The sequence below is a fragment of the Natronosalvus sp. KLKA75 genome (assembly GCF_059736265.1).
This window is the reverse complement of record NZ_CM185522.1, coordinates 1,446,292-1,467,078: the sequence shown is the minus strand read 5'-3', so window position 1 is coordinate 1,467,078 and position 20,787 is coordinate 1,446,292. Positions and strand designations below refer to the sequence as shown.

Sequence of the window (20,787 nt, the reverse complement as noted above, 5' to 3'; positions counted from 1 at the left end):
AGTACTATACAGTCACTACTCCGTGGCATACCGCAATGCCGACATCCGAGTCCCCGACGCTCGAGGGGACGCTCGTCGCCCTCCCGTATCCCCGTCACGACCTCCTCGAGCGCGTTGCCGACGAGTACGCCGCGCTCGTCGAGTCCCACGGATCGAAAAACGTCCTCGTCCTCAAGCGGCACCCGGCGGGACTCGACCGCCTCGAGCGAGTCCTTCCCGAGACGACAGACGACCCGAACGCGACCCAGAACGCCGTCAGCGGCCCGCGAGTCGAATCACTTCCCGAACACGCCTCGAAGGTCCTCGAGACCTACGACCCGACACTCGAACGCCTCGAGTACGAAGAGCGGATCGAACTCATCTCGCTTGTCATCGCTGGCGCGAGTCGCGACGTGCCGCCGTACCTCGAACGCGCGAGCGAGCACGACAGTTTCGCCCGCGACGTCGGACGGTTGTTGCTCGAGGCGACCCGGCAACAGATCGACGCCACGGGGGATCGAGACGGGGACGCCATCCACCCCTGTCTCGCCTTCCTCTACGCCATGAACGACCGGTTCCACGACGAACTCGACTCTCGGGGCTTCGTCGAGCGGGCAGACGTGATCCCACGAGTGGTCGACCTGCTCGAGGCCGACGCTGACGGCCTCCATGAGCGGATTACGGACTCGTTCGACGCCGTTCTCGCCGTGCAGTTCGAGGAGTTTCGCCGCCTCGACAGGCGCTATCTCGCGGCGCTGACCGGGGAGGCCGAACTCGTCTGCGTCGGCCAGCGCCACGCGAGCGTCGAACGAACGCGGGTCGAACCCGGTTCGCTCGAATCGATCGCGGACGGCCTCGAGGTCCGGCCGCCGACGCGACAACCCGAATCGAGGCCGGCCCACGACGCGGTCGCTCGAGCACTGGCGACAGGAAGGGATGGCGGGAACGATTACGGCCAGCGTTCCGATGTCGAGGACGAGAACGAACGCAAGGAGGACGATAAAGCCGAAAACGAGCGCGGAGAGGACGACAAACGAAAGGAGGAGAACGAACGAAAAGAGGAGAACGAAGACGAGCACACGACCGCTCGAGCGTACCGACTTCGAACGGAAACCGCTCGAGCGCAGGTGCGGTGGGTCGCCAGCGAAATCCAGTCGCTCCGCGACCGATTCGACTGGTCGTTCGACGAGTTCGCGGTCGCCGTCCCACGAGCGGAACGCGTTCCCCGGACACGACGACTCCTTCGCGACGTGGGCGTTCCCACGGCTACGATCGGTACGCCCTCCCTGGCGGACGATCCCGCCGTTAGCGAACTCTACGCCGTCATCGAAGCGCACTGTACTCTCGAGCAGGGACACGACCCGACCGAGATAACCGAACCCGTCATCGCCAGACTCGAAGCCCGCATCGAGGAATTTTCTCCGCGTGACGTCGAAACCGCCCACGGGCAGTCAGTGACGACCGCACTCGAGTCGTGGATCCAGCGAACGAATCTGAAGGCGCGCATCGCCCGCGACGAACCGTGGATCGACGCCCGCGAGCAGTTCCAGAGCATTCACCGGGTCCTCGAGATCGCCCGGTTCGTCGAGCGGACGGACCTCGTCGCCCCCGACTGGCAGGGCCTCCGACGAATGCTCCAGCGAACGATCGAGTACGACGCCCCGCACGTCCACGCCATCGAGACGCGAGGGCCGGGCGGTGGGGTAACCGTCTGTCCGATCGACGACCTGGCGTACGACTCGCGGGAGGTCGTGTTCTTGCTGGATCTGATCGACGACACCTATCCCGGGACGCAGTTTCTAACGCCGTTGTTTCCGACGGCGTGGCTGCGCTCGATGCCATCTTTTCCCGCCGTGACCGACCCCTCCGCATCGACGCTCGAGGAGACGTTCGCCACGGTCACGGACGGGTCGGCCGTCGCCGACCGCTTCGAGACGTACCACGCCGAACGGGCACGTCGACGTCTCGCTCTCGGTTCTCGGACAGCCCGGACCCGGCTCTACTGCTGTTCGTACGAGCGCGAAACCGAGGGCCTCCGACGAACCCACGACGAGTCCCGATTCGTTCGCGAACTCACAGTTATGCCCGGGATAGACCTCGAGCCTGTCGACGTAAAACACCGAGACCACGTCGGCTACGGACGGCAACGAACCCTCGAAGCCACTCTCGAGGTGCCCTGGACCGACCTCGAGACACTCCTGGGCCGTGCGTCGATTGGCGAACCCGTCGACCTCGATGCCACGGCGGAGCGAATCCAGGAGCTCGCCCTCGCCCTGGAGCACGAAAACGTCGACGAGACGGTCCGGGACGCCGTGTACACGCAGTTCGAGTTCGCAGCGGGGGAGGTGAGTCGATGACGAGGAACCCCACCGAGGCCGACGCGACGACGTCGCCGCCATCGCGCGCCGAGGCACCACCGATTTCGATCGACGGCGTGCGAACCCACCTCCGGTGTCCGCAACGGTACCGATACGCCCACGAGTACGGCCTGCACACGGGCGAAGACGATCCGCAGGCGGCCCGACTCGAGTTGCTCCGAACGGCCATCTGTGATGCCCTTCGTGCGGGGGACGTCGACACGCTCGAGACGCGTGCCCTGGACCGGTTTGCCAACCGCTGGGCGGACTACGGCGAGGGGGTCCACTCACGCGCCCAGCGACGACACGAGCGTCGAGTGCTCGAGGCGGCAATTCGGGCGTACGTCGAGGCCATCGGTACCGACCACGCCGAGTGCCTGTACGCCACCAGGGCGAGCGGCGTCGGCGGCGAACTCGTCGGTCCGGACCTGCCGATTCGATCGACGGTGACGGCGACTCGACCGACGGCTGATGACGACGAGGCCTCTCCTCTCCAGATCGACGTGCCGATCGATTACGCCGTCCTCGAGGGATCGTCGTTCGTCGGGGTTCGGTTCGTCCCGACCGCCGCACACCTGGGGATACTTCGCTATCGAGCCGCGTGGGACGGCGACGTCGCCGATCGGTTCGCCGGACACTTCGATCCGGACCGGGCCGAATTCGCCCCCGAAATGGTCGCCACCCTGCTCGAAACGGCTGCCGCTCTCGATGGATTGCGGACGCTTCGTGACCACCTGTCCCTCACGGACGCCCGTACCTGTCGGTACGTCCAGGTCCCGGTCCTCGATCGGGATCGGCTGACCGTCAACCCACTTCGCGAGCGCGTCGAAACGAGCGTCGAGCCGGTGGACCTCACCGAACCTTACCTGGACCACCACACGTTCGGGATGACACACGAACACCGAAACCAGACCGTTGACGATCGGTTGCGACAAGTGGCGACCGCCGCCATCGCCGGCGTCGACGACGAAGCCTTCGAATCCCGGTGGGACCAGATCGAACGTAACGTCTGCCCGACGTGTCCGTACGCCGTCTGCTGTACGAAGTACCTCTCGAGCGAGGTGGCCTTCGATGGATGACCACCGGCTCTCGAGGTCGACCCCGGGCCCAGCCCCGAAAGGAAATCAGCCCGCCGTCATCGCGAGCGAGGCCGCGTGCACGTCCGTCGACGCGGGCGCCGGTACCGGAAAGACGACCACGATGCTGGCGCGGATCGAACGGGCGCTCGAGGACGGTGCCGTCGATCCCTCCGACGTGCTCGTCGTGACGTTCGCGAACGAGGCGGCCGCGAGCATTCGAGCGTCGATCACCGAGCGACTCGAGCCGTCCGTCGCGGCGGCGATCGAGGTTCACACGTACCACTCGTTTTGCTACCGGTTGGTTCGAGAGTACGCTTACTATCTCGGGCTCTCCCCGTCGTTCGAGGTCGTCACCGAGCGGAAGCGACGACGGCTACTCAACCGGCTCCTCGCCGAGTACGAGTACGACTTTGCGGCCGTCGACGTGGCGCCGACGAAATCGGCCACCCCGTCGACGCTCGCCGGATCGGTCGACCACTTCGTCTCGGTGATGAGTCGCGAGGAGATCGCCCCGGACGCCCTCATCGACGCCCTACCCGACGAACGGACGCTCGACCTCCTCGAGGAACTGCTCCTGTGGCTCCGCGGCGAGGCGACGGAATCGCTGTCGTTCGACAACGAGGCGATTCGGTACTTCAACCGGGACGAACACGTGAGGGAAATTCGCGAGGCGCTCGTCGAGTACGGCACGCTGTTGACGTTCTGTCGAGAGAAGATCGCCGAAGGTCCGGCGGCGTTTCGCGACGATCCGGTGGTTCGAGAGGTCGACGCCTACCTCCGCACGCTTCAGGCGTGCGTGACGAGAACGCGAGAAGCGATGTCGCTCGACGACCCGTCGACGAAGCACCTGCCGCCCGTTCTCTTCGGCAACGAACTCTGGCGGGACGGGGCGAAAACGGTCGAACAGACGCCGTTCGGCCGACTCGAGCACTACGTGGCCGTGCTCCGACAGGCCGGCCACTACGCCGAAATCTACGCCGACTATCGGGCGAGGCTCGAGACCGACGGCGCGGTCGACTTCGACGAACTCGTTCGGACCGCGACGCGCCTGCTGGAAGACGAGGCCGTCGCCGAGGAGATCACCCGCCGGTGGAGCCACGTCTACTGCGACGAGTTCCAGGACACCGATGCGACCCAGTGGACGCTCGTCACCGAACTCACGCGCGGCCCGGATCGACCAGACCTCCTCGCCATCGGGGACACGGACCAGGCGATCTACGGCTGGCGCGGGACTGACCCCAGGGGCCTCGAGCGTCTCGGTGCGAACGACGGCGACCACGAGTCGGTCGAACTCGAGTTGAACTTTCGGTCGAAACAGGAAATCTTGGACCTGACGAACCACTGTTCGTACGGCACCCAGCCCTCGAAGACGCTCCGCGAGTACGAGCGGACCCGAGGTGCGTACGACGAGGCGAACCCGCCCCACCGGGTGCTGAAAGTCGAGAGCGACGAACTCGAGTCGTCGACACCCGAACAGGTCGGGACGGCGATTTCACGACTCCTGAACGGCGACTGTGGATCCGTCCCGGAGCGAACGCTCGAAGACATCGCGGTCATCGTCCGGACGAACGCACAGGCGCGGAATATCGCCGCAGAACTCGAGCAGCGCCAGATTCCCTGCGAGCGGTCGGGTTCGGCGACAGGGTCCGTGTCGGAGGGCACCCAGACGGTTCTCTCGTACCTCCGCGTGCTGGTCGATCACGACGCCGACACGCACCTTCGTCGAGTGCTTCTCACACGATATCGAGTGTGTGAAGCCGATCTCTCCCGCCTCCACCGCCGCAACCGTCGGCTGTACGACGCGCTGTTCGAGGCCGACCTCGAGGCCGAACCCTTCGACGAACCGGATCGACTCGAGCGGGCGCGTGCCGACCTCGAGGCGCTCGCGGCGGCGAAAGACGCCTCCCCGATAGCGCCGTTTCTCCGACAGTTCCGGGAGCGAACGTGCATCGAGTGGTTTCTGGGTCCCGACGACCGCCAGACGTTCGAGCGGATCGAACGGTTCGTCGACGCCAGGACCGGCACCGACGTGCTCGAGTCGCTCTCGACCCGGTTCGTCGACGCGCTCGAGCGGGTGTTGGCGGGCGGATCGCGCGACCGCCAGCAGGGAACCACGTCCGCGGACGCCGTTGACGTCATGACGGTGCACCAGGCCAAGGGCCTCGAGTTCGACACGGTCCTCGCGCCGTACCTCTCGGACGAGGAGTGGTGCGTTCGGCGAGACTACGCCTACGGGGCCCGGTATCGTCTGCTTGCCGCGAGGCTCGACCCGGCCGTCGACTCGCCGCTGTGTGCGGATCTCGCCGCGGAGCCGACGGCTGAATCCTGGCGCGTTCTCCACGTCGCGCTCACCAGGGCGGAAAACCACCTGCTCGTCTTCGGCTCGAACTACGACTACGAGGGCGGAGACGGCGACCTCGCCGCCTCCATGGCCGACGCGTGTCTCCCCTCCGCGATCGAGTGGTCGGTTACCGGCGAGCGGATGAACCTCTGGTCGGAACTGGTGACGGCGTTCGACCGGGTGCAGGAAACGTACCCCGAAACGGTCGTCAACGTCACCGACTCGCTCGCTGAACCGTCGACGCACGCCACCGGCACCATCGACTACCTCGATACCGACGGCCACCGGACGCTCGAGACGGACGAGGCGCTCGACGTCGTCCACCGACTGGGGCGACAGCTTCGGAACCGAACGCTGCTACCGGCTGCGGACGCCGCTCCCACAGTCCCCGAACTCGACGCGCCGGCGGGGCGACGAGTCGGAGCGCTGGATACGGCGGCTTCGCGATTCGCCCCGGACGCGTTCTCGGAATCGGGACGCGAACGGTTCCCCGAAGCACTCGAGCACAGTTACAGCGCGCTGGCAACCCACGACGAGTGTCCGCGAAAGCATTACCTCGAGTACGTCGTCGGGGCGCCCGACGATCCGGTCTCGGGTGACGACGGTCGACAGTGGGTCGATTCGACCCCGGGCAACGGTCGAACGAGCCGCGAGTCGAACCCGCGACTCGTCGGCACGGTCTTTCACGCCGTGGCCGAGGAAGCGTTCTACCGGGAGTACTCGAGCCCCGGGGAGTGGCGTCGGGCGGCCACCAGACGGCTCACGGCCCGCGGGCAACGAGGATACGAGAAGGCCGTCCACCGGTGTATCGATCGGTACTTCGACGCTCGAGAACCCGACCTCGAGGCGCCGGTTCACGCGTGGGACGAACTCGCCGCGGAACTGTCGTTTGCGGCCGACGACGTGCCCGGCGTCGACGGCTCGGTCGTCGGCTACGTGGATACGGTCCGGCGGGCACCTGACGGACGACTCGTCGTCCTCGACTACAAGGCGACGAGCGAGCGGATCGACCCCGAAGCGGCCCTCCAGCTTTCGCTGTACGCCCGCGCCTGTGAACGCCGGCTCGGCGAGCCCGTCGACGCCGTCGGCTACGTGTACGTGGGACCTGTCGAGGGCCCCCGGGTCGCCCTCCACTCGCCGTCGGCGACGCCCGACTGGGGGGCGGTTCGACGCGGACTCGAGGCGCTGGATCGACCGACCTACGCCGAGACGACGCCGGGGTCGCACTGTCGGAGCTGTCCGCATCGGTCCCTCGGGTGCGGGCCCCCGCTAGACGTGACGTAGCGTGGTATCGAGACGAAATATGACGTAAAAACGGATCGACCCTCCACGAAACCACGTTGCCTCGAGCGTGGCCGATTCGAGCGTCCGCAACGATCGTCGGAGCCATCCACCACCTGACCGTCGTGCTAGTATTCGCACGCCCCTCTTAATCGTCGCTCGTGGCGAACTCCGGCGAGTCGGATTCGGAACCTACCGCGGGCGATTCGGGAAGCTCGGCGCGGACGTCGTCCCGCCCGTCCTCGGTGATCGCCTGATGGTAGGCTTCGGGCATGACCTTCACGAACGACTCGAGGGCGCGCTCCCAGTTCGCCAGGAGGTCCCGCCCGCGCTCGGAACCGGTGTAGGCGACGTGGTTCTCGAGCAGGCGCTCGAGCATGGCCTCGTCGGCCTCGTCGAGGTCCTCGTGGAGCGAGACCATGCCGGTGTTGGCCTTGTGCTCGAGTGCCGCATCGGGGTCGAAGACGTACGCGACGCCGCCGGACATCCCCGCGGCGAAGTTGGTTCCGGTCTCGCCGAGGACGGCGACGACGCCACCGGTCATGTACTCACAGCCGTGGTCGCCGACGCCCTCGACGACGGCCTTGGCGCCGGAGTTGCGTACGGCGAAGCGCTCGCCGGCGACGCCGTTGACGTACAGTTCGCCGCCGGTCGCGCCATAGAGCGCGACGTTGCCGATGGCGACGTTCTCGGTCGGCTCGTAGGCGGCCGTTTCGGGCGTCCGAACGGTGAGTTTCCCGCCCGAGAGGCCTTTGCCGACGTAGTCGTTCGCGCTCCCCTCGAGGTGGAACGAGAGGCCGTGAGCCAGGAACGCGCCGAAGCTCTGGCCGGCGGTGCCCTCGAGGTCGACGGTGAGGGTATCCTCGGGGAGGCCGGGTTCGCCGTAGCGGCTCGACACCCGGTTCGAGAGCATGGTGCCGACGGCGCGGTCGACGTTCCTGATCTCGGTTTCGACGGTCTGGGGAGTCCGGTCCTCGAGGGCCGCGCTGGCCTCCTCGATGAGGGTTCGGTCGAGGTGATCCTCGAGGCCGTGGTCCTGTTCCCGAATTTTGGTCCGGACGTCGCCTTCGGGTTCGGCCAGGACGGCCGAGAGGTCGACGGTTCGGGCCTTCGGGTGGTCGACGTCCTCGCGCTGGGAGAGGACCTTCACGCGCCCGACCATCTCTTCGACGGTTTCGAAACCCAGGTCGGCCATAATCTCGCGCAGTTCCTGGGCGATGAACGTCATGAAGTTGATGACGTGCTCGGGTTCGCCGGGGAAGCGCTTGCGGAGGTCCTCGCGCTGGGTGGCGACGCCGACCGGGCAGGTGTTCTTGTGACACTGACGAGCCATCACGCAGCCCTCGGCGACGAGAGAGGCGGTGCCGAAGACGTACTCCTCGGCGCCGAGCAGGGCGGCGACGGCCACGTCGCGGCCGGTCTTCATCCCGCCGTCGGCCGAGACGCGGATCCGGTCTCGCAATCCGGTGGCACACAGCATCTGGTTCGCCTCGGCGAGCCCGAGTTCCCACGGCAGGCCCGCGTGCTTGATCGACGTCCGAGGCGAGGCGCCGGTGCCGCCGGAGTGGCCCGAGATGTGGACCACGTCGGCGTTGGCCTTCGCGACGCCCGCGGCGATGGTGCCAATACCAGCCTCCGAGACGAGTTTGACGTTGATGTCGGCGTCCTCGTTCGCCGCCTTCAGGTCGAAGATCAGCTGTTTCAGGTCCTCGATCGAGTAGATGTCGTGCAGCGGCGGCGGTGAGATGAGACCGACGCCGGGCGTCGATTTTCGCACGTGGGCGATCATCTCGTTGACCTTCTGACCGGGCAGGTGGCCGCCCTCGCCGGGCTTTGACCCCTGCGCCATCTTGATCTGGAGTTCGTCCGCGCTCGAGAGGTACGTGCTGGTGACGCCGAAGCGGCCCGAGGCGACCTGCTTGACGGTACACTCGCGCTCGGTGCCGAAGCGTTCGGGCGGTTCGCCGCCCTCGCCGGAGTTGCTCTTCCCGCCGATGCGGTTCATCGCGACGGAATTGTTCTCGTGGGCTTCGGGCGAGAGGCTCCCGAGGCTCATCGCGGCCGTCGAGAACCGCCCGACGATGTCGGCGACGGGTTCGACGTCCTCGAGCGGGATCGACTCGCGGTCGGAATCGAACTCGAGGAGGCCCCGAAGAGTCCGCAGGTCTGCGGACTGGTCGTTGATCCCCTCGGCGTACTCCCGGTAGCGCTCGTAGTCGCCGGATCGAACGGCCTGCTGGAGCGTCCCGACGCTCTGGGGATTCCACTGGTGGTGGATGCCGCCCGAGCGGTGCTCGAACTCGCCCTGGCGGTCGAGGGTCGCTTCGTCGCCGAATGCGGCCTCGTGGCGCTCCAGGAAATCTGCTTCGATTTCGGCGAGGCCGATCCCCTCGGTGCGGTTCTCGGTCCCCTCGAAGTACTCCTCGGCCAGGCTCGAGTCGAGGCCGACGGCCTCGAAGATTTGGGCGCCCTGGTAGCTCTCGACCGTCGAGATGCCCATCTTGGCCATGATCTTCAGGAGGCCATCCTCGAGCGCGCCGACGTAGGCGTCGATGGCGACGCCAGTGTCCGCGCCGTCGGAGCCGGCCGTGAGGTCCTCGATGGTCTGGTAGGCGAGGTAGGGGTTGATTGCGTCGGCGCCGTAGCCGACCAGCGTCGCGACGTGATGGACGGTTCGCGGGTCGGCCGACTCGAGCACGATCCCGGCGTGGTTGCGCAGGCCGTTACGCACGAGGTGGTGGTGAACGGCGCCCATCGCGAGCAGGCTGGGGATCGCGACGCGGTCGTCGTCGACGTCACGGTCGGAGAGGATCACGACGTCGTTGCCAGCCTCGATTGTCGCGACGGTGTCCTCGCGAACGCGCTCGATGGCCGCCTCGAGGGCCTCGCCATCGGGCTTGTCGGCGGCTTCTGAGCGCTCGTAGGTGACGTCGACCGTTCCCGCCGTGACGTCGTTTTTCTCGCAATCGCGGATCGCCTCGAGTTCGGCGTCGGTGAGGACGGGCGAGTCGAGGACAAGTTGGCGGGCGTGGGCGGGCGACTCCGAGAGCAGGTTGCGCTGGAATCCCAGCCGGGACTCGAGCGAGGTGACCTGCTCCTCGCGGATGTAGTCGAGCGGCGGGTTCGTGACCTGCGCGAACAGCTGTTTGAAGTACGAGAACAGCGGCCGGTTGAACTCGGTGAGCACCGACAGCGGCGTGTCGTCGCCCATCGAGCCGATGGGGTCCTTGCCCTTCTGCATCATCGGCTCGATCAGATTCTCGAGTTCGTCGTGGGTGTAGCCGAACGCGGCCTGGTGAGAACGCAGTCCGTTGACGGCCTGGCGTGGTTCCGGGTCGGCCGTCTCGAGGAGGTCCTCGACGCGAACCTGTTCGCGGGCGAGCCACTCGCCGTAGCGGTCGTCGACGAGGCCGTCGAAGACCTCTTCGTCAGGGATAACCCGGCCCTCGTTCGGGTCGGCCAGGAACAGTTGGCCGGGCTGGAGCCGCCCGCGCTCGGCGATTTTCTCTGGTGGGGTCTCGAGCGCTCCGGCCTCGCTGGCGGCGATCAGGCGGTTGTCGGTCGTCACGTCGTACCGGCAGGGACGCAGGCCGTTCCGGTCGAGAACGGCGCCGACGCGTTCGCCGTCGGTCGCCGCGACGAGTGCGGGGCCGTCCCACGGCTCGACGAGCGAGGCGTGGAAGTCGTACCAATCCTTGCGCGCCTGATCCATCTGGTCGTCGCCGCGCCAGGCCTCGGGGACGAGCATGCGGAGTACGTGCGGGAGGTCACGACCGTCCTGCAACAGTAGTTCGACCGCGTTGTCGACGCTCGCAGTGTCGGACTGGTCGGGATCGTTGATGACGGGTTTGACGGCCTCGAGATCGGCTATAACGTCGCTCTCGAGGTCCGTCTCGCGGGCGCGCATCCAGTTGACGTTGCCCTGGATGGTGTTGAACTCGCCGTTGTGGACGACATTCCGGTAGGGGTGAGCGAGGTGCCACGCCCCGAGCGTATTCGTCGAGAAGCGCTCGTGGACCATCACGAACGTCGACTCGAGGCGCTCGTCGGCGAGGTCGGGGTAGTACTCGGCGACCTGCTCGCCCTTGAGGAGGCCCTTGTAGACGAGCGTCTTCGAGTCCAGTGAGCAGACGTAGAATCGATCGGACCCGTCGACGTCGGCGTCCTCGACCGCGTTCTCGAGCGCGCGCCGGGCAACGTAGAGACGGCGGTCGAAGTCGTCGTCGGCCAGTTCGTCCGTCGACGAGACGAACACCTGCCAGACGTCGGGTTCGGACTCGAGGGCCGTCGCGCCGAGGCCGACGTTTTCCGTCGGTACGTCTCGCCAGGCGAGGGTCTCGAGTCCGTACTCGGAGAGGGTGTCCTCGAGGAGGTCGACGAGCGCCTCGCGGGCGGCGTCTTCCTGTGGGAGGAAGATCGATCCGGCGGCGTACTGCGGCGGCAGGTCGACTGTGAGTTCGTCGCGGAAGAAGGCGTCCGGCGTCTGGAGCACGATCCCCGCGCCGTCGCCGGTGTTCGCTTCGGCGCCGGTGGTGCCCCGATGCTCGAGGTTGACGAGGAGTTCGAGGCCGTCGGCGACGACGTCGTGGCTCGCTCCGCCGTCGAGGTCCATAACGACGCCGAGACCGCAGTTCGACCGTTCGTCTACGGGGCTGGCGAGGCCCCGCTCGCCGTGAGACGAGTCACTGTGTGGCTGTGTCATACACACTCGAGTGACCCACACCCACAAGAGGATACCCCATTATGACTAAGGGTATTATAATGCCATATTAGGGAATTAAAACCGTAAGGGTGTACGAGAATACGAAAGCGCGTACTAGGGGCGCAGGAGGGGCATTGAACGCTCGGTAAATCGGTTCGCGGCCGGCCGGCGGTCACATCGCTCTCGCTCAGTGAGAATCGTCGCCAGAGAAAGTGTCAGAGGCACGTAGTGTCCATCCGCTGGATGCACACCACGATAGATAGTCATCGCCGGAGCCATATGCACTATGGGGCTAAACGATTAGGTTCGGGTGAGTCACTCATTCACTCACACTCACTCTCCTTTGCACTCGTTCGCTCTCTATCGCTTGTAGACACTCGCTGGCTCACGGTCGTACACCCATATTCACGCCCACCCGTCCACGCGGAGACGAGGACTCGAGGGCGCCGCTACGCGAACACACGGGCACCGGAAGAACGTTCCGAGACGAACAGGGGAGAGGACCGCTCGATCAGTAGGTTCTGGCGAAGTACGCCAGCTGGTCGGCGTGCTCGCCACAGACCGTACAACTGGCGTCTTCGTCCTCGGGCGCGGCAGCCTCGCCGTCGGTCTCGGCGCTCTCCTCGGCGAGAGGCTGGAGGACGATCTCCGCGGAGACCTTCTCCTTGATGGCCTCCTCGCAGGCCTGGTCGCCACACCACGGGACCTTCACGTAGCCGCCGTGGCGCCCGATCGTCCCCATGATCTCCTCGGGACTGTCGGCCGTTCGCACGTTCGACTCGAGGGTCTTCCGGGCGGCCTCGTACAGTTTCTCGTAGATTGCGTCGAGGTGCTCCTCGACGGTGTCGGCGACGCCCTCGCGGTCGGCGACGGTCTTCTCGTTGTCCGGGCGGTGGACCAGCGTGACCTCGCTGTCGTCGGCCTCGTTGGGGCCGATCTCGATCCGGAGAGGAACGCCTTCGAGTTCGTGTTCGTTGAACTTGAAGCCGGGATTGCGCTCGTCGCGGTCGTCGAGTTCGACGCGGAAGCCCGCGGCCTCGAGTTCGTCGGCGACCTCGTTCGCGTAGCCCAGGACCTGCTCCTCGGTGTCCTCCTGCCAGATGGGGACGATGACGACCTGCGTGGGCGCGACGGTGGGGGGCAAGACGAGTCCCTGATCGTCGGAGTGGGTCATGATGAGCGCCCCGAGCGCGCGCCAGGAGAGCCCCCACGAGGTCGTGTAGGCGGTCCGCTCCTTCTCGTCCTCGTCGGCGAAGGTGATGTCGAACGCCTCCGCGAAGCTCTGGCCCAGGTGGTGGCTCGTGCCGCCCTGGACGGACTTGCCGTCGGGCATCAGACACTCGACGGTCGTCGTGGTATCGGCGCCGGGGAACTTGTCGTGTTCGGGCTTCTTCCCCTTCAGGACGGGGATGGCGAACAGTTCCTCGTAGACGCGTTCGTACTGCTCGAGGCGGGTCCAGACCTCCTCCCAGGCTCCCTGGTCGGTCTCGTGGGCAGTGTGGCCCTCCTGCCAGAGGAACTCCTTCGTGCGGAAGAACGGCTTCGTGTCCGTCGCCTCCCACCGAACGACCGAGCACCACTGGTTGAGCCGCATGGGGAGGTCGCGGTGGCTGCGGGTCCACTCGGCCATGAACGGCGCGATGATCGACTCGCTGGTGGGGCGGACGGCGAGGCGCTCCTCGAGTTCGTTGTGCCCACCGTGGGTGACCCACGCCACCTCGGGGTCGAATCCCTCGACGATGTCCTTCTCGCGCTCGAGGTAGCTCTCGGGGATGAACAGGGGGAAGTAGGCGTTCGTGACGCCAGTCTCCTTGAACCAGCCGTCGAGGGTGTCCTGGAGGGTCTCCCACAGCGCGTACCCGCGGGGTTTCATGACGATGAAGCCGCCCATGGGGGCGTAGTCCGCCAGGCCGGCCTTCTGTACGACCTCGGCGTACCACTCGCCGGGTCGATGATTCTTGGACTCGGTGATTCCGAGTTCCTGTGATTCTTCGCTCATACCTCGACAGTCTGCCAGCGCGCTCTTAAACGATGCGAAGGTACGGCGTCGGGTGACACGGGACCGGCGGCCGCGTATCGACGTGGATCACGGCTGTGTCGGCCGTCGATGACGCGTTGGCGGGACGTATACCGTCAACCCCGGCCTCGAATGCGGCGGTACACGACCGGTGAGAACCGAGGGACCAGTCTGGTCGACGGCCGCCCGACGCCAGTGCCGTCGGTTCGAACGCGCTCGAATACGCCGCGCTGGGCCAGCTCGTAGAGGTGTCGCTTGACGGTTTCCGCGGAGAGGTCGACGTCTGCGGCGAGCGTCACGGCCGTGTCGTCGATTCCCGTACTCGTGAGGCCCAGTTCGACGAACCGGTCGAGGACGATCCGCTTGCTATCGTGTAGCGACGTGAGCGTCTCGACGTGGACGCACCGGTCGGGCGTGGTTTCGACCGCCTCGTCGACGTGTTCGGTGCCGACGCTCGTCGCCCCGTCTCGTTCGGCGAAAATCGCGGCGGCGTACAGCGCAGTGAGCGCTCTCGTCGCGTCGCCAGCCGCCCAGTCCCCGATTTCGCGGACAAGCGCGTACTCGAATCCGTTGGAGGCGAGCGCAGTCGACGCCCGGGCGAAGAGAATGTCGAGGAGCGTTTCGGTGGAGTAGGCTGGAACTCGAACCGTGTTATCGACGCCCTCTAGCGGTCGTCGACCGACCGTGATCGTCGCCAGTGACGCGTTCGCGGGGAGTCGGCTCCGAATCGCCTCCACGTGCGATTCGTCGACGTGGTCGAGAGCGAGAACCGTTCGTTCCGCGGTCGTCATCGCGTCCGCTACCCGCCGTTCGAGCTCGTCGAAACCGATTCCGCGCTTCGGCGTCGGTTCGACGGTAAGCGCATCGAGCAAGTCTCGAAGGACGTCGAACGTACTCGACCCGCGTGCGTCGACGTAGACGAACTCCGTGCGCGGGACGACAGCCGTTCGGGTGGTGGTGACGATGGGCGCGTCGCTGGGCGAGAACCGCTCGCGAAGCAGGCGAAACAGGCTCGAAACGAGCACTGACTTGCCGGATCCCGGTGGTCCGTACACCCGACAGGACGGTGGGAGCGACCCGTCGAACGCCGGCTCGAGTACGTCGAGCAGTCGTTCTGCACTCGCTCCGTGACCGGTGGGTTGCTCGGGGTGGATCGCCGGATTCAGCGCGGCTTCGTCGACGAGTAGCCGGTTTCGATCGTCAGATATCCGACGGTCGACTCGTTCCCACAACTCCATTGATATCAGTACAAAACCTGCATCAAGTAAGTGTTTCGGCTACTGCCTACTTCTTTACGAGTGACGGGTGACTATCGATCACGAAAAGGACTGTGAGAGTAGCAACGGGACGATTCGCCCTGAGTGTACGAATGTTCTGTACTCGGAATAGAATTGAGTTAACGCTAGTATAGATTGTGTCCGTACGAGGGAAACTGGATCATACAAAATGGACCGTAGGATGGTGCATATTTATTAGGTTCCATTATATTTACTGCCACTATGGCATCTAGCGATGAATCCCGGCGACGATTTTTGAAAGGGGCGGCGTGTGCGTGCTGTGGTGCAACGCTCGCCGGTTGCTTGAGTGGAAATGGCGACGAAGACGACGGCAACGGCGACGGAAACGGAAACGGAAACGACTCGAGCCAGGGCGACTACCCCGAATTCGACCCGCTCGACCCCGAATTCCCGCAGCTAACTTCGACGCTGATGGAGCACAGCTTCGAAACCGGGGCCCTCGAGGAGCTCGACAACTTCGAGGAGCGAGACGAACCCGTCTACGGCAGTCCACCACGGGAAACGCCAGACGACGAGAGCGAGTGGATCGATCCCGACACGCTCGACTTCGCGATGGTTCCCACAGAGGATCCGACCGTCTTCGAAGGCGTACTCGACCCGCTGCTCGAGAACATCGCGGAAGAGACCGGCAAGGAAGTCGTCAACAACCCGCTCCAGTCCTACGCAGCCCAGATCGAGACGATGCGCAACGAGCGCCTGCACGTCGCCGGTTTCTCCACCGGGTCGACGCCGTTCGCAGTCAACAACTCGGGCGCCGTCCCGTTCAGCATTCAGGTCGGCGAAGAGGAGTTCGGCTACCGGCTGTGGGTCATCACGCAGGCCGACAACGACGAAATCACCGAACTCGATGACCTGGCCGGCAAGAGCGTCGCTCACACCAGCCAGTCGTCGAACTCGGGTCACCTCGCGCCGAACGCGCTCTTCACCGATGCTGGCGTGACCCCCGGCGAGGACTACGAGATCGAGTTCTCCGGCAGTCACGAGAACAGCGCCGCGGGCATCTACCACGGCGACTACGACGTCGCGCCGATCTGTAGCACCTGCTACGCCCGCGTCGCGGAGCGTGGCGACGTCGAGGCTTCGGAGATCAAGTGCATCTGGGCGAGCGCCCCGTTCCCGACGACCTCATTCTGCTACCGTTACAACCTCCACCCCGACATCCAGGAGGGTATCGAGCGGGCGTTCCTCGAATACGACTACCAGGACACGGAGATCGCCGAGGAGTTCGAAGGGCGCGGGACGTGGGTAGAGATCGATTACGCGACCCACTATCACGACATCCTCGTCAACCACCAGGTCAACGGCGTCGATTACGAGGAAGACGAAGCATAATACCCGATGCTCAAAGTAGTCGATCTGGACAAGACGTATCCGACCGGAGATCACGCGCTGAAGAGCGCCTCGATGGAAGTGTCGGGGAACGAAGTCGTCGCAATCATCGGCCCCAGCGGCGCCGGAAAGAGTACGCTCATCCGGTGTATCAATCGACTGACGGAGCCGACCGACGGGGAAGTGTGGCTCGACGACACCGAGTTGACCGAGCTGTCGAAGCGGGATCTGCGGGAAACGCGCCGAGACATCGGGATGATCTTCCAGGAGTACGGACTCGTCGAGCGCCTCACCGTCATGGAGAACGTCCTCTCCGGCCGGCTCGGCTACCTCAGCAACTGGAACGCGTTCCGTCGGAACTTCCCCGAGGAGGACGTACAGCACGCGTACGAAACCCTCGACCGGGTCGGTCTCGCCGGGATGGAGGACAAGCGAGCGGACGAGCTCTCGGGCGGCCAGCGACAGCGCGTCGGCATCGCCCGCGCGGTCGTCCAGCGCCCGAAGATCATGCTCGCGGACGAACCGACGTCGAGCCTCGATCCGGACACGTCTCGAGCCGTCATGGACCTCCTGACGGAGATCGCTCGAGAGGAGTCGATTCCGGTGCTCATCAACATTCACGAGGTCGAACTCGCGCTCGAGTACGCCGACCGCGTCGTCGGCCTCCACGACGGCGAGATCGTCTTCCAGGGCGGTCCCGAAGCCGTCGACGAGGGCGCGCGCGACGTCATCTACCGCGGTGAGAATAACGACCACCGCGATGCTGACGGTCAGATTTCGAGCGAACCGGGGTCCGCAATCACTGACGAGCACGCGCCGGACAAGAGCCCGACCAGAGACGTATGAGTAGCGGGACAAACGGGGACCGCACGAGCGAGGACCTGTGCACCGACGGAGGCTACCCCGGTACGTGGGAGCGGCCGACGGTGTTCTACAACGCCGCGGTGAAGTACGCCGTCTACCTGGTTATCACCGGATTCGTTCTCTGGAGTATCTGGGAGATGCGGATCGGCATCGATCGGTTCGTGTCCGGTTACGAGGCTGCAACGAGTCTCGCCGAGGGGATGTACCCGCCGAACTTCGGGCCACGAAAGCGCGAGCTCATCTACCGCGGAATGATAGAGAGCATGGCGATGTCGATCGTTGCCACGTTCGTCGGCGTCATCATCAGCATCCCGATCGCGGTGATGGCCGCCGAGAACCTCGTTCCTCGACCGGTCTACTACGTCGGGCGGGGAATCGTCTCGGTGTCGCGGGCGCTCCACGAGCTCGTGCTCGGCATCCTCGCGGTCATGGCCGTCGGGATCGGCCCGCTCGCCGGTGTGATCGCGCTGGTGTTCGCCACGCCGGGATTCTACTCGAAGTTGCTCGCCGAAGACCTGGAGGACATCGACGAAGGACAACGCGACGCCATCAGGGCGGTCGGTGGATCGCCGCTGCAAGTCCTGCTGTACGGCGTCTATCCCCAGGTGATCCCCCGAATCGCGGGGCTGGGGATCTACCGCTGGGACATCAACATTCGGGCGAGTACGATCATCGGCATCGTCGGCGCGGGCGGCATCGGGACGACGCTGCTCAACGCCTTCGACCGCTACGAGTACGACTTCGCGATCGCGATCATCATGGCCATCATCGCAGTCGTCCTCGTCGGTGAGGCAATGAGCGTCTACATTCGGAGGCGGATACAATGACCGATCAACCGATGGGGTCCGATACCTCGACGGCGTGGGACACCAGGGGTCGGAAGCGGCGATTCGTCCGGTACGTCGGTCTGCTCGTCACGTTCGTCGTCGTTGCGATCTCCTGGCGGGCACTAAACGTCCGGTACGAGTACCTCGAGACGGCCCCGGAGTCCGTTCGGGACCTCCTCAACCGAATGTATCCGCCGGACGCCGCGTACGCCAACGAAATCGTCGGTCCGCTGCTCGAGACCATCAACATTGCCGTTCTCGGGACGGGCCTCGCGATCCTGCTAGCGCTCCCCGTCGCGTTTATCGGGGCGGAGAACACCACGCCGAACCGGGCGACCTACCTGCTCGGAAAGTTCCTCATCGTCGCCTCGCGCTCGGTGAACGTCATCATCTGGGCGATCATCTTCGTAATCCTGTTCGGAACGAGCGCGCTCGCCGGCGTCCTGGCGGTCGGCTTCCGGTCGATCGGATTCGTCGCGAAGCTCATCGCGGAGGAGATCGAGGAGATCAATCCGACGCAGGTCGAGGCCGTTCGCGCGACCGGCGCGAGCAGAACGCAGACGTTGCTGTATGGGATCGTCCCGCAGGTGAAGCCGGCGTTCGTCGGGGTGTCGGTCTACCGCTGGGACATCAACGTCCGGTCGAGCACGATCATCGGCTTCGTCGGTGCGGGCGGCATCGGCATGGAACTCCAGAACAGCATCGACTTTCTCGACTGGCACCGCGTGTTGACGATTCTCATCGCCATCCTCGCGGTCGTCATCGTGAGCGAGCTGATCTCGGCGTACCTTCGGTCGAAGGTGCGCTGACCCCACTTTTTCTCTCCGCATGCACTACGACGGCATCATCTTCGACCTCGACGGAACCGTCTATCGGGGTGACCGACTCATTCCTGGAGCGACGGCCGCGATCGAGCGCGCTCGAGCATCCGGTTCGAGCGTCCTGTTCCTCTCGAACAACCCCACGAAGCGGCCGCCAGAGTACGCCGACCGGCTGACCGCGTTCGGTATTCCGACCGACGACGATGACGTGCTCAACTCGGCAGCCATCACCGCTGAGTGGCTCGGGGCGAACCATCCAGGTCGGCCAGCGCTGGTCGTCGGCGAGCGCCCGCTCGTTGCCGAACTCGAGGACGCCGGCATCACCGTGACGGAAGATCCCCGGCAGACGGAGATCGTCGTCGCGTCGATGGACCGGTCGTTCGACTACGAGACGCTCCGGCTGGCACTCGAGGCCCTCGACGACGAGACGCCGTTCGTCGCGACCAATCCCGACCGCACGTGTCCGGTCGAGGACGGGGAGATTCCCGACGCCGCCGGAATGATCGGCGCGATCGAGGGCGTTACCGGTCGATCGCTCGACCGCGTGCTCGGAAAGCCGTCGCCCACAGCGGTCGAGATCGCGATGGCGAGGATGGACTGCACCCCCGAACGGTGCCTGCTCGTCGGCGACCGCCTCGAGACCGACGTCGAGATGGGGGCCCGATCGGGGATGGCGACCGCGCTCGTGCTCACGGGGGCGAGCGACAGGACCGACCTCTCGAGTGCACGGTACGAACCGAACCACGTCCTCGATTCGATCGCCGACCTGCCGGAACTGCTCTCCGCCGGCGGGTGACCCGCTCGCTCTCTGCCCGGGTCGCGATGAGGAACCGCGAGGCCGTTTCTTCCGGTTCTCTCGCCTTTTTACAAATCCGTCACGAAGACGGGGTATGCGAAGCATCGAAGTTACCGAATACGGTGACAGTGGTGTCCTCCAGACCGCGGATCGCAAACGACCTGAGCCAGGACCGGGCGAAGTCAGAATTTTTGTCGAGGCCGCGGGGATCAACTTCGCGGACGTCATGCAGCGACGCGGCGTGTATCCGGGTGGGCCGGAACCGCCGTACGTCCCCGGGATGGAAGCCGCCGGAACCGTCGACGCCGCAGGTGAAGGCGTCGACCTCGAGGAAGGCGACCGCGTGGTCGGCATGCTCGGCGGGGGCGGATACGCCGAGTACGCCACCGCCAACGCGCAGATGCTCCTGCCCATCCCCGACGGGATGAGCTTCGAGGAAGCCGCCGGCTTCCCCGTCCAGTTCCTGACCGCCCACTCCTGTCTGTTCGAGTGGGGCGGCCTCGAGGAGGGCGAGTCCGTCCTGATCCAGGCCGCGGCGGGCGGCGTCGGCACGGCGGCCGTCCAGCTGGCTTCACGAGCCGGCGCGGAAGTCTTCGGCACGGCGAGCACCGAGGAGAAACTCGAGCTGGCGGCCGAGCTGGGCTGTGACCACCCGATCCAGTACACGGAGGTCGACTTCCGCGACCCCGTCGAGGAGGCGACCGACGGCGAGGGCGTCGACCTCGTCCTCGAGAGCGTCGGCGACGACGTGTTCGACCGGAGCCTCGACGCCCTCGCGCACTTCGGTCGGCTGGTCACCTACGGCGTGGCGAGCGGCGTGCCCGCGAGCGCCGAGAACCGGCGCCTGCTCTTCGAGAACAAGTCAGTCATTGGATTCCATCTCGGACAGGCGTCCCGTCACGACCCGAAGCGGATCATGCGGGCGGTTCCCGACCTGACCCGGGGGTTGGCCGATGGAGACCTCGAGGTAATCGTTGGGGAGACGTTCGCGCTCGAGGACACGAGCGAAGCCCACCAGTTCATCGAGGATCGAAAGAGTGTGGGGAAGGTCGTGCTGATTCCCTGAGCAGCACGCGGTCGTCGACTCGAGACGATG

At 65.6% G+C, this 20,787-nt stretch carries 12 protein-coding genes; 9 read left to right on the top strand and 3 right to left on the bottom strand.

Annotated features, from left to right (window positions below; all coding sequences use genetic code 11):
- The first annotated feature begins 35 nt into the window (after positions 1-35).
- Genes AC6I65_RS07060 through AC6I65_RS07050 form a run of 3 tightly spaced genes read left to right on the top strand, consistent with a single transcriptional unit; the run spans position 36 to position 7,040 of the window.
- Positions 36-2,336, top strand: coding sequence for a hypothetical protein (locus AC6I65_RS07060; RefSeq protein WP_497901225.1), 2,301 nt, complete (start codon positions 36-38; stop codon positions 2,334-2,336).
- Positions 2,333-3,415, top strand: a complete 1,083-nt coding sequence (locus tag AC6I65_RS07055) for a hypothetical protein (RefSeq protein WP_497901224.1) — start codon at positions 2,333-2,335, stop codon at positions 3,413-3,415. The genes AC6I65_RS07060 and AC6I65_RS07055 overlap by 4 nt, the downstream gene beginning before the upstream one ends.
- On the top strand, positions 3,408-7,040 hold the full coding sequence (locus tag AC6I65_RS07050) for a UvrD-helicase domain-containing protein (protein ID WP_497901223.1): 3,633 nt from the start codon (positions 3,408-3,410) through the stop codon (positions 7,038-7,040). The genes AC6I65_RS07055 and AC6I65_RS07050 overlap by 8 nt, the downstream gene beginning before the upstream one ends.
- Positions 7,041-7,185: 145 nt before the next feature.
- Here the strand turns inward: AC6I65_RS07050 and gltB are convergent, their stop codons facing one another.
- The 3 genes from gltB to AC6I65_RS07035 all read right to left on the bottom strand — a co-directional run bounded on the left by gltB (position 7,186) and on the right by AC6I65_RS07035 (position 14,994).
- Positions 7,186-11,739 carry a glutamate synthase large subunit gene (gene gltB / locus AC6I65_RS07045; protein WP_497901222.1) on the bottom strand — a complete coding sequence of 1,518 codons (4,554 nt, stop codon included), beginning with the start codon at positions 11,737-11,739 and terminating at the stop codon, positions 7,186-7,188.
- Between the two features lie 511 nt (positions 11,740-12,250).
- On the bottom strand, positions 12,251-13,738 hold the full coding sequence (proS, locus tag AC6I65_RS07040; protein ID WP_497901221.1) for a proline--tRNA ligase: 1,488 nt from the start codon (positions 13,736-13,738) through the stop codon (positions 12,251-12,253).
- A 134-nt stretch (positions 13,739-13,872) separates the two neighbouring features.
- Complete coding sequence (locus AC6I65_RS07035; protein ID WP_497901220.1) at positions 13,873-14,994, bottom strand: Cdc6/Cdc18 family protein; 1,122 nt, start codon at positions 14,992-14,994, stop codon at positions 13,873-13,875.
- A gap of 261 nt (positions 14,995-15,255) precedes the next feature.
- Between AC6I65_RS07035 and phnD the strand changes: the two genes are divergently transcribed.
- From phnD to AC6I65_RS07005, 6 genes are all read left to right on the top strand, one after another.
- A complete protein-coding gene (gene phnD / locus AC6I65_RS07030) occupies positions 15,256-16,386 on the top strand; it encodes a phosphate/phosphite/phosphonate ABC transporter substrate-binding protein (protein ID WP_497901219.1) in 1,131 nt (376 codons plus the stop codon).
- Positions 16,387-16,392: 6 nt separating this feature from the next.
- The gene (phnC, locus tag AC6I65_RS07025) at positions 16,393-17,229 is read left to right on the top strand and encodes a phosphonate ABC transporter ATP-binding protein (protein WP_497901218.1); all 837 of its coding nucleotides are present in this window, start codon (positions 16,393-16,395) and stop codon (positions 17,227-17,229) included.
- A complete protein-coding gene (gene phnE / locus AC6I65_RS07020) occupies positions 17,226-18,074 on the top strand; it encodes a phosphonate ABC transporter, permease protein PhnE (protein ID WP_497901217.1) in 849 nt (282 codons plus the stop codon). Before phnC ends, phnE (AC6I65_RS07020) begins: the two co-directional genes overlap by 4 nt.
- On the top strand, positions 18,071-18,883 hold the full coding sequence (gene phnE / locus AC6I65_RS07015; RefSeq protein ID WP_497901216.1) for a phosphonate ABC transporter, permease protein PhnE: 813 nt from the start codon (positions 18,071-18,073) through the stop codon (positions 18,881-18,883). The genes phnE (AC6I65_RS07020) and phnE (AC6I65_RS07015) overlap by 4 nt, the downstream gene beginning before the upstream one ends.
- Positions 18,884-18,902: 19 nt before the next feature.
- Positions 18,903-19,691 carry an HAD-IIA family hydrolase gene (locus AC6I65_RS07010; RefSeq protein ID WP_497901215.1) on the top strand — a complete coding sequence of 263 codons (789 nt, stop codon included), beginning with the start codon at positions 18,903-18,905 and terminating at the stop codon, positions 19,689-19,691.
- A 94-nt stretch (positions 19,692-19,785) separates the two neighbouring features.
- Positions 19,786-20,757 carry a quinone oxidoreductase family protein gene (locus AC6I65_RS07005; RefSeq protein ID WP_497901214.1) on the top strand — a complete coding sequence of 324 codons (972 nt, stop codon included), beginning with the start codon at positions 19,786-19,788 and terminating at the stop codon, positions 20,755-20,757.
- Positions 20,758-20,787 lie beyond the last annotated feature (30 nt).

Excerpts from the sequence above, each read along its gene's own strand:
- AC6I65_RS07060 (WP_497901225.1), top strand. The coding sequence starts at position 36 with ATGCCGACATCCGAGTCCCCGACGCTCGAGGGGACGCTCGTCGCCCTC.
- AC6I65_RS07055 (WP_497901224.1), top strand. The coding sequence starts at position 2,333 with ATGACGAGGAACCCCACCGAGGCCGACGCGACGACGTCGCCGCCATCG.
- AC6I65_RS07050 (WP_497901223.1), top strand. The coding sequence starts at position 3,408 with ATGGATGACCACCGGCTCTCGAGGTCGACCCCGGGCCCAGCCCCGAAA.
- gltB (WP_497901222.1), bottom strand. The coding sequence starts at position 11,739 with ATGACACAGCCACACAGTGACTCGTCTCACGGCGAGCGGGGCCTCGCC.
- proS (WP_497901221.1), bottom strand. The coding sequence starts at position 13,738 with ATGAGCGAAGAATCACAGGAACTCGGAATCACCGAGTCCAAGAATCAT.
- AC6I65_RS07035 (WP_497901220.1), bottom strand. The coding sequence starts at position 14,994 with ATGGAGTTGTGGGAACGAGTCGACCGTCGGATATCTGACGATCGAAAC.
- phnD (WP_497901219.1), top strand. The coding sequence starts at position 15,256 with ATGGCATCTAGCGATGAATCCCGGCGACGATTTTTGAAAGGGGCGGCG.
- phnC (WP_497901218.1), top strand. The coding sequence starts at position 16,393 with ATGCTCAAAGTAGTCGATCTGGACAAGACGTATCCGACCGGAGATCAC.
- phnE (WP_497901217.1), top strand. The coding sequence starts at position 17,226 with ATGAGTAGCGGGACAAACGGGGACCGCACGAGCGAGGACCTGTGCACC.
- phnE (WP_497901216.1), top strand. The coding sequence starts at position 18,071 with ATGACCGATCAACCGATGGGGTCCGATACCTCGACGGCGTGGGACACC.
- AC6I65_RS07010 (WP_497901215.1), top strand. The coding sequence starts at position 18,903 with ATGCACTACGACGGCATCATCTTCGACCTCGACGGAACCGTCTATCGG.
- AC6I65_RS07005 (WP_497901214.1), top strand. The coding sequence starts at position 19,786 with ATGCGAAGCATCGAAGTTACCGAATACGGTGACAGTGGTGTCCTCCAG.